An 8,772-nucleotide genomic window follows, 5' to 3' on the forward strand; every position below is an offset into this window, starting at 1 on the left:
CCGGTCAACCGCCGCGCCGAGCACCAGCACCGGGGCGCGGCTGGCCGCCAGCACGGCGGCGAAGTCGCGCAGCCGCCCCGGATCCGGCGCGTACCGGGTGGCCACGCCGCGCACCTGCGGCGGACGGTCCGCGGGCCGGGCCCAGTCGTCCATCGGCAGGGAGAGGAAGACCGGCCCGGTCGGGGGCTGCACCGCGGTCGCGTACGCCCGCATCAGCGCGGCCGGGATGTCCTGCGCCCGGGCCGGCTCGTAGCTCCACTTCACGTACGGCTGGGTCAGCTCCGCCGCGCGGCGGTTGGCCAGCCGGGGCTCGATCAGCAGCATCTCGCGGGTCTGCTGGCCGGCGGTGACGATCAGCGGGGTCTTGTTGTGCCAGGCGGTGACCAGGTTGCCCATGCCGTTGCCGGTGCCCGGGGCGGTGTGCAGGTTGACGTGCGCGGGCCGCCCGGTGGCCTGCGCGTACCCGTCGGCCATCGCCATCGCCGACGCCTCGTGCAGCGCGTGGACGTAGCGGAAGTCGGCCGGGAAGCCCTGTAGGAACGGCTCCTCGGTGGAACCGGGGTTGCCGAAGACGGTGGTCAGGCCCAGCTCGCGCAGCAGGTCGTAGGTGATGTCGCGAACCGTTGCCATCGCCGGCTGCCTCCGTCTGTTGTTGCTGCGCCGGAGACGGCTATTGATCAGTCCCCCGACCAGCCGAATCTATCGGGGCGGGCCGGGCTTTTCGGGCACTTCTTAGGTCTCGCGGGGCACTCTCAGGGCAGCGGGAACGGCAGCTTGATCCCGTCCAGCGCCCGGCCGCAGGGGCAGTCCCGGTCGGCGGGCAGCGCGGCCACCGCGTCCATCAGCACCCCGCGCAGCCGGTCGGTGTTCGCCGCGAAGACCCGGAACACCTCCTCCTGGGTGACCGACTCGCCGCCCTCCACCCCCGCGTCCAGGTCGGTGACCAGCGCGATCGAGGTGTAGCAGAGGGCGAGCTCGCGGGCGAGCACCGCCTCCGGGTGGCCGGTCATGTTGACCACCGACCCGCCGATCGCCGTGAACCAGCGGGACTCGGCCCGGGTGGAGAAGCGCGGCCCCTCGACCACCACCACCGTTCCTCCGTCGACCGCCGGGACGTCCCGGCCCGCCGCCGCCTCCAGCAGCGTGCGGCGGCCGGTGGGGCAGTACGGGTCGGCGAACGGGACGTGCACCGCGCCACGGTCGTAGTAGGTCTGGGTGCGCCCGCTGGTCCGGTCGATGAGCTGGTCCGGCACCACGAAGGTGCCCGGACCGAGCTCCGGCCGCAGGCCGCCGACCGCGCAGGGGGCGAGCACCTGGCGTACCCCGAGGGAACGCAGCGCCCAGAGGTTGGCCCGGTAGGGGATCAGGTGCGGCGGGTAGCGGTGGTCGCGTCCGTGCCGGGGCAGGAAGGCCACCCGGCGACCGCCGACGTCGGCGATGGTGACCGGGTCCGACGGCGGCCCGTACGGCGTCTCCAGCACGTGTTCGGTGGCGCCGTCGAGCAGGGCGTAGAGCCCCGACCCACCGATCACCGCCAGCTCGGCCGTCGGCCCCATCGAAACTCCCTCGGTCATGTTCGATCACCCGCCCGTCAGACCTTAGCCACCGTGCGGGGCGCAGGCTATGGTGCCAGGCATGGCGTTGACAGCGCGGATGGTCGACGGCGTCGGGCTCCCTGTCCCGGCGTGCGGGTGACGAATGTCCGACATGCAGGAGGGGCAGGCGATCGGTGGTCGGGCCATGCAGTCGATGACCGGACGGCTGCTGGTCGCGACTCCGGCACTGAAGGACCCGAACTTCGACCGTACGGTCGTGCTGCTGGTCGCCCACGAGCCCGGCGGCGCCCTCGGCGTGGTGCTCAACCGCGCCACCGAGGTGCCGGTGGCCGACGTCCTCGGGGACTGGTGCGACCTGGCCCGTCACCCCGCCGTGCTCTTCGAGGGCGGTCCGGTGCAGCCGGACTCGGCCATCTGCCTGGCCCGGATGCGGCACCCGATCAAGCCGGTGAAGGGCTTCCACCGGGTCTCCGGCGCGGTGGGCACGGTCGACCTCTCGGTGGACCCGGAGCGGCTGCGGGACGCGCTCGGTGGCATCCGGGTCTTCGCCGGCTATTCCGGCTGGGGAGCGGGCCAGCTGGAGCGGGAGATCGAGGAGGGCTCCTGGTTCGTCCTCGACGCGCTGCCCGGCGACGCCTTCGTCGACCGGCCGGACGACCTCTGGCCGATGGTGCTGCGTCGGCAGGGCGGCATGATGGCGGCGGTGGCCCATTTCCCCCCGGACGTGGCCCTGAACTGAGCCCGGCGGTGGGGACCCCCGCGAGATGACCATGCCGACCGGCGTGTGTATAGTTCTCTGCGTGCCCGGGCGACCGGGACGACCGCACGGGGCCGTGGCGCAGCTGGTAGCGCACCACACTGGCAGTGTGGGGGTCAGGGGTTCGAGTCCCCTCGGCTCCACCCGAGCGACCAGGGCGTTCGTCAGACATGACGGACGCCCTTTGTCGTTCCTGCGGGCGGAGGTAGCCAAGCGAGTAGTTGGTGAACTGATGCCCTGCCTCGGAGATTACTGGTAGCGGGGGTTGCCCGCTGGACCGCTCCCAGCTCCGATGCAGCGCCGGTCGGCCGAAGGCCCTGAAGATGTCTCGAGCACCCCGTATGAGCAAACTTCACCCAGTCCGGGTGAGGTCGAACCGCAGGGCACGGGCGTAGCGTCCGGCTCATGGTGCTGGAGCGTCCCACCCCGGCCTATCCAACGCCGACCAAGCCGCGGGACCCGGCACGCCCTGGCGCGCAGGCGCGGGCCCTGCCGCCGGAGCTGGGCCCGAACGCGATCGCCGTGGTCAGCGGTGCCACCTTCATGTACTCGGATCCGGTGGGCGACGTGCCGGCTGGCACAATCGGCGGCCTGGTGCACCGGGACACCCGCCTGCTCAACCACTGGGTGCTCACCATCGACGGCCACCGCCTGCTCGTGCTGCGCTCCCAGGTGGTCGACCACTACTCGGCGCAGTTCTTCCTGACCAATCCGGCGCTGCCCGACCTGCCGGCAAACACCGTTGTTGTCCGGCGGCTGCGCTACCTGAGCGACGGGTTGCACGAGCGGATCGAAGTCGGCTCCTTCGCCAGCGAGCGGGTCCGGCTGGAATTGCGCCTCGAGGTGGGCAACGACTTCGCCGACATCCTCGAAATCAAGACCAACGTCCGCGACCGGTCGGAGCGGATCCAGCGGCGGCACGCGCGAGACGGCTCGCAGCTGGTGTTCAGCTACGAGCAGGACGGCTTCACCGCGGATACCCGGGTCTGGTCGACCCGCCCGCCGCAGCGGCTGGAGGGCGACCACCTGGTCTGGGCGATCGACCTCGGACCGCGCGGGGAGTGGCAGGTCGACCTCAAGGTGCCGGTGCCGCCCGGCATTGGGGTGACCGAGCCGGTCCGGGGCGATGTCGCCGACGTCTTCCACCACCGGGTGGAGGATCCGGCGGCCCGGTGGCTCGCCCGCGCCGCCGAGCTGACCAGCGACCATCGGGTGCTGGAGCGGGCGACCGCGCAGACCCGCTTGGACATGTCCGCGCTGCGGTTGGAGATGGAGGTCGGGGAGGAACGGATCAGCCTGCCGGCCGCCGGCATGCCCTGGTTCCTCACCATCTTCGGCCGGGACACCCTGATCACCTCGTACCAGGCGCTCACCTTCGGGCCCCGGATGGCCAAGGGAACCCTGCTGGCGCTGGCACATCACCAGGGCCGGCAGTGCGAGGACTTCACCGACGAGGAGCCCGGCAAGATCCTGCACGAGGTTCGCTTCGGTGAGCTCACCCAGCAGGGACTCATGCCGTACAACCCCAACTACGGCAGCGCCGACGCCACCCAGCTCTGGCTGGTCCTGCTGTCGGAGTACTGGCGCTGGACGCGCGACGACGACCTGGTCCGGTCGCTCCGGGACAACGCACTGGCGGCGGTGAACTGGATCGACCGGTACGGCGACCGGGACGGCGACGGCTACGTCGAGTACGCCACCCGCTCCCCGGAAGGGCTGGGCAACCAGTGCTGGCGAGACTCCTGGGACGGGGTGCGCTTCGCCGACGGGCGGATGCCGGTGCTACCGATCGCCACCTGCGAGATCCAGGGCTACACCTACGACGCAAAACTACGCCTGGCGGAACTCGCCGACGGGCCGCTGGCGGACCCGGCCCTCGCGGACCGGCTGCGCGCCGAGGCGTACCGGCTGCGCGAGAGCTTCAACCGGGACTTCTGGATCGAGGGGCGGGGCGGCTACTACGCCGTCGGCCTCGACGGCGACAAGAACAAGATCGACTCCATGACGTCCAACCTAGGGCACCTGCTGTGGAGCGGCATCGTCCCGCAGGAACGCGCCGCCGCGCTCGCCCGGCAACTGCTCTCCGAGGACATGTTCAGCGGTTGGGGGATCCGGACGCTGTCCCGGGCCGACGCGCCGTACAACGCGCTCGGGTACCACCTCGGCACGGTCTGGCCGCACGACAGCTCGATCAGCGTGCTGGGCCTGGCCCGATACGGCTTCCGCGACGAGGCCAACCGCCTCGCCCTCGCCCTGCTCGACGCCGCCGCCGAGTTCGGCGACCGACTGCCGGAGGCGATCGCCGGCTTCGCGCGCGAGCGGACCCTTGCCGCCATCCCCTACCCGACCGCGTGCAGCCCGCAGGCCTGGGCGTCCGGGGTCCCACTGAACCTGATCCGGGCCATGCTGGGGCTCCGCCCGGTCGACGGCCGGCTCGTCGTCGACCCAGCGCTGCCGCACGAGGTCGGCCGGATCCACATCCGCGGCATCGCCGCGTTCGGGCACCGCTGGGACGTGGAGGCCGTCGGCTCGGAGGGGTACGTGCGGCTGGCCGCCGATTGAGCGCCCCGACTCGCACCGATGTCTCGGGTGTCGGCGGGAACGGCACCCGGCACGACGAAACCTCGTGTGGCGATCGTGGAGGCCGGGCTCGCCGGTTACCACGGCGGGAGTCAGCAGTGAGTCAGCAACCGGCTGGCTACGCGACGACAACGGGCGGAAGAAGCGAGACAGATCCCCCACCAGGGCGTTTGTCGTTCTGATCTTCTCGGCCCGCCGTGTCCCAGAACCCTGCCTGATCCGGGCCAGGTCCGACCCGACGGGCCGAGGTGTGCCCCGGCCGGCTGCGGGTAGTCGCCGCGGTCGGTGCGGCGAGGACGGGAGGTCCGGTGGACTCGTACCCTGCTGTGGAGGACCACGGCTTGATCGGCGACCTGCAGACTGCGGCGCTGGTGAGCAAGGACGGGACGATCGACTGGTTCTGTGCCCCGCGGTTCGACTCGCCGAGCATCTTCGGCGGCCTGCTCGATCGGCGCAAGGGGTGGGTACTTTCAGATTTCGCCCGACGGCGTCGACTACGTGAGCAAGCAGCTGTATCTTCCCGGCACGCCGATCCTGATCACCCGCTTCCTCAGCGCGGACGGGGTGGGCGAGCTGGTGGATTTCATGCCCACCGCTGGTGATCGAGTCACCGATCGCCACCGCCTGGTCCGGATCTTTCGGATGGTCCGAGGCAGCATGCGGTTCCGGCTCGACTGCCGACCCCGGTTCAACTACGGCCGAGATCCGCACGAGCTTGATGTGCAGCCGGACGGCAGCGTCTTCCGCAGTCCTACGCTCTCCCTCACCTTGAGTTGCATCCGATACGCCGAGCACTTGACCGACGTAGAGGAAATCCGGCGTAGCAAAGAGGGCATATGTGTGATCCACGCTGCGCGAGGGCGAGACCGGGGTTGTGATCCTGGATGCCGGATCGTCTGATCCGCCACGCCTCTTCACCCCGGGCGAGGTGAGCGACATGCTCGTGGAGACCCGCGACTTCTGGCGGCGCTGGCTCGACCACTCCCACTACACCGGCCGCTGGCGGGAGATGGTCGAGCGGTCCGCGATGACGCTCAAGCTGAAGACGTACGCCCCGACGGGCGCGCTTGTCGCCGCCCCCACCGCCGGGCTGCCGGAGCAGATCGGTGGCGAACGCAACTGGGACTACCGCTACACCTGGATCCGCGACGCGTCCTTCTCGGTGCACGCGTTGCTCGGCCTGGGCTTCACCGACGAAGCGTCGCAGTACATGCGCTGGGTGGACGACCGGATCCGGGAGGCCGACGAGCGGGAGGTGCCGCTGCAGATCATGTACCGCGTCGACGGCTCACCAGATCTCACCGAGGAGGTGCTCGGCCACTTCGAGGGTTACCGCGGATCAGCACCCGTTCGGGTTGGTAACGGCGCCGCCAGCCAACTGCAACTCGACATCTACGGCGAGGCGCTCAACTCGCTCCACATCGCCGACAGTCACGGTCTGCAGACCCCACCACCAGGGGTGGATGAACACGGTCAGGGTGATGGATTGGCTCTGCGACAACTGGGATCAGCCCGAGGACGGGATCTGGGAAACCCGCGGTGGCCGGCAGGACTTCACCTACGGGCGCCTGATGTCCTGGGTAGCCCTCGACCGAGCCGTCCGCCTCGCGCACCGACGCGGACGACCAGGCGACACCACTCGGTGGGTGAGCACCCGAAACCAGATCTACGAACAGATCGTGGCGCGCGGCTTCCATCCCGGACGCGCCGCCTTCGTGCAGCACTACGCGACCGACGTCCTGGACGCGTCGCTGCTCGCCATGCCCTCCGTCGGCTTCGTCTCACCGACCGACCCGATGTGGCAGTCGACCCTACGGGCCATGGACGTCGAGCTCGTCTCCGACAGCCTCGTCTACCGGTACAACCCGACGGCCTCGCCGGACGGCCTGGCGGGCAACGAGGGCACCTTCAGCATGTGCACGTTCTGGTACCTGCGGGCCCTCGCGCGGTCCGGTCGGCTCGACGACGCCCGACTGACCCTCGAGAAGATGCTCACCTACAGCACCCCCCTCGGGCTCTTCTCCGAGGAGATCGCCCCAACCGGCGACCAGATCGGCAACTTCCCGCAGGCGTTCAGCCACCTCTCGCTGATCAGCGCCGCGATCAACCTCGACCAGCTCCTCGACGACCGGCGCCGACGCGAACGCCCTGGAGCGGGAGTCGATCCCGATCCAGGGCGTTCCTCGGTTACCCGCCGCAGGTCACCGCGTACGGCGGCTCTTGGGCAGGTCGAACTGGTCCGCGGCCCGGCAGTCCTTCGGTCCGCCGACGGCGTCCTCGCCGATCCGGTCGAGGGCCTGACGGGCCCGGTACCGGCCCAGGTTCCAGGCATACCAGGGGTCGGGCTCGGCCAGGTCGTCGTCGATCCAGCTCAGCGTGCACCGGCGTACCGGGTCCGGCAGCCGGGTCAGGGCCGGCGTGGCGTCGGCGGAGAGCGCCCGCAGGTACCAGGCGTCGATCTTGCCGGTCTGCTGGTACCGGGCGATGTTGCGCCGGGCGGCGTAGTCCTCCGGGTTGAGCACGGCCAGGCTGAGCAGCATCACCACGGCCAGCCCCACCGTCGCGCCGGGGATCCACCGGCCCCGCCACCGGACCCCGGCGGCCAGGATCATCACGAAGACCGCCCCGAGCAGCAGCTCGAACGCCATCACGAAGATCCGCTCGCCGGTGAAGCTGTAGACCTTCTGGTACGTGTACATGCGGGACAGCGCCGACACCACGATCACCACGCTGAGCGCGCTGAGCAGGCCGAGCAGGACGCGCAGCACGGTGCGTTCGACCTTGCGGTCCCGGCTGGCCCAGCGGCTCACCGCACCGAGCACCGCCACGGTCAGCAGGGTGACGAAGAGCAGCTGCCAGAAGCCGCTGCGGGCGTACTCGGAGTAGCTGAGGCCGGCGACCTTCTGGACGTGCCGCTGGCCGCCGAAGAGCACGGTGAACTGCACGACGACGAAGCCGGCGAAGAGCACCGTCAGCGCGCCGATGGCCGGCGCCCACTCCAGCAGGCCGAGGCTGCGGTTGCTCGGCTTGTCCACGGTGGACAGATCCGGCGGGGCGGCCAGGGTGTAGACGGCGGCGACCGCGATCAGCGCGCCCACCACGGCCAGGAAGACCCAGCGGAACACCGTACCGGCGTTGATCTCCGGGACGATCGCGCCGAGGACCTCGGAGAACGCCGCGTCGGCGGAGGAGAGCAGGCTGCCGAAGACCACCAGCACCACCACGGTCGCCACGACCGAACCGGTCACCCGGCGGACCATGCCCGTGTCGGGGGTGGCGGTGATGTGCCGGCGTACCCAGGGCAGGCCGCGGAGCGCCGCGAACGGCGCGGCGACCAGGCTGAACAGGATCGAGCGGACCAGCCGGCCGCCCACGATGGCCAGCGCCGCGCAGCCGAGCGCGCCGAGGACGCAGAACGTCACCAGCCACCAGGCGTTGCGGAAGGCGAGGACGGCGAGCAGCGCCAGGGCCGCCACCGCCCACCCGCCGCGGACCAGGCGTTCGGTGCGGGGCAGTTCCGCCGTGCCCCGCCGGACCGCGGCGACCACGCCGGCGGTCAGGACGAGCCAGCCGAGGAACCAGCCGATGCCGGTCCGGCTCAGCGGGACGAAGAACGCGATCCCGAGCGCGCCGGCCAGCACGGCGAGCGGCCTGGCCCGGCCGGTGGCCGGCTTCGGCCCCGGCCATCTGGCGCCGAGGAAGGAGGTACGGGGCGTCGACGGGCGGGGCGTCCAGGCCGCACCCGGCTGCGGCGGGTGCATCGGCCAGGGCGGTGCTGGTTGCGCGACGTACGGCGGCATCGGGGCCCCCGGGGCGACGTTCGGCTGTGGCGCGGCCCCGCCCGGGACGGGACGCTGCTGCGGCACGGCCGGCGCAGGC

General features: G+C 71.1%; 5 protein-coding genes, 1 tRNA gene and 1 pseudogene. 4 read left to right on the forward strand and 3 right to left on the reverse strand.

Annotated elements, in window-relative coordinates; translation table 11 throughout:
* Together JNW87_RS30200 and JNW87_RS30205 are read right to left on the reverse strand one after the other, a co-directional pair.
* A partial coding sequence (locus JNW87_RS30200) for a thiamine pyrophosphate-binding protein (RefSeq protein ID WP_255544526.1) occupies positions 1-630 on the reverse strand: 630 nt, incomplete at its 3' end.
* Between the two features lie 122 nt (positions 631-752).
* Positions 753-1,556, reverse strand: a complete 804-nt coding sequence (locus JNW87_RS30205) for an S-methyl-5'-thioadenosine phosphorylase (RefSeq protein ID WP_109802322.1) — start codon at positions 1,554-1,556, stop codon at positions 753-755.
* Positions 1,557-1,698: 142 nt separating this feature from the next.
* On the opposite strand from JNW87_RS30205, the gene JNW87_RS30210 reads away from it, so the two are divergent.
* The 4 genes and pseudogenes from JNW87_RS30210 to JNW87_RS40935 form a co-directional block, all read left to right on the forward strand.
* Entirely contained in the window at positions 1,699-2,295 is a 597-nt protein-coding gene (locus JNW87_RS30210; RefSeq protein ID WP_375373564.1) for a YqgE/AlgH family protein, read from the forward strand.
* Positions 2,296-2,383: 88 nt separating this feature from the next.
* Positions 2,384-2,456 (forward strand) — tRNA-Ala (locus JNW87_RS30215).
* 262 nt (positions 2,457-2,718) lie between these two features.
* Positions 2,719-4,875: a glycogen debranching N-terminal domain-containing protein gene (locus JNW87_RS30220; protein WP_238454835.1), complete on the forward strand. Its 2,157-nt coding sequence runs from the start codon at positions 2,719-2,721 to the stop codon at positions 4,873-4,875.
* A 326-nt stretch (positions 4,876-5,201) separates the two neighbouring features.
* Positions 5,202-7,031, forward strand: a pseudogene (locus tag JNW87_RS40935) (glycoside hydrolase family 15 protein); the annotation flags it as partial.
* A gap of 63 nt (positions 7,032-7,094) precedes the next feature.
* Here the strand turns inward: JNW87_RS40935 and JNW87_RS30235 are convergent.
* On the reverse strand, positions 7,095-8,772 hold a 1,678-nt coding region (locus JNW87_RS30235; RefSeq protein WP_238454836.1), incomplete at its 5' end, for a DUF4153 domain-containing protein.

Source organism: Micromonospora sp. ATA51 (assembly GCF_016802855.1).
In the GTDB taxonomy this organism is placed as follows: Bacteria; Actinomycetota; Actinomycetes; order Mycobacteriales; family Micromonosporaceae; genus Micromonospora; species Micromonospora sicca.

What these genes read in the sequence shown, in the direction of transcription:
- JNW87_RS30210 (WP_375373564.1), top strand. Translation starts at nt 1,699, where the DNA reads ATGTCCGACATGCAGGAGGGGCAGGCGATCGGTGGTCGGGCCATGCAG.
- JNW87_RS30205 (WP_109802322.1), bottom strand. Translation starts at nt 1,556, where the DNA reads ATGGGGCCGACGGCCGAGCTGGCGGTGATCGGTGGGTCGGGGCTCTAC.
- JNW87_RS30220 (WP_238454835.1), top strand. Translation starts at nt 2,719, where the DNA reads ATGGTGCTGGAGCGTCCCACCCCGGCCTATCCAACGCCGACCAAGCCG.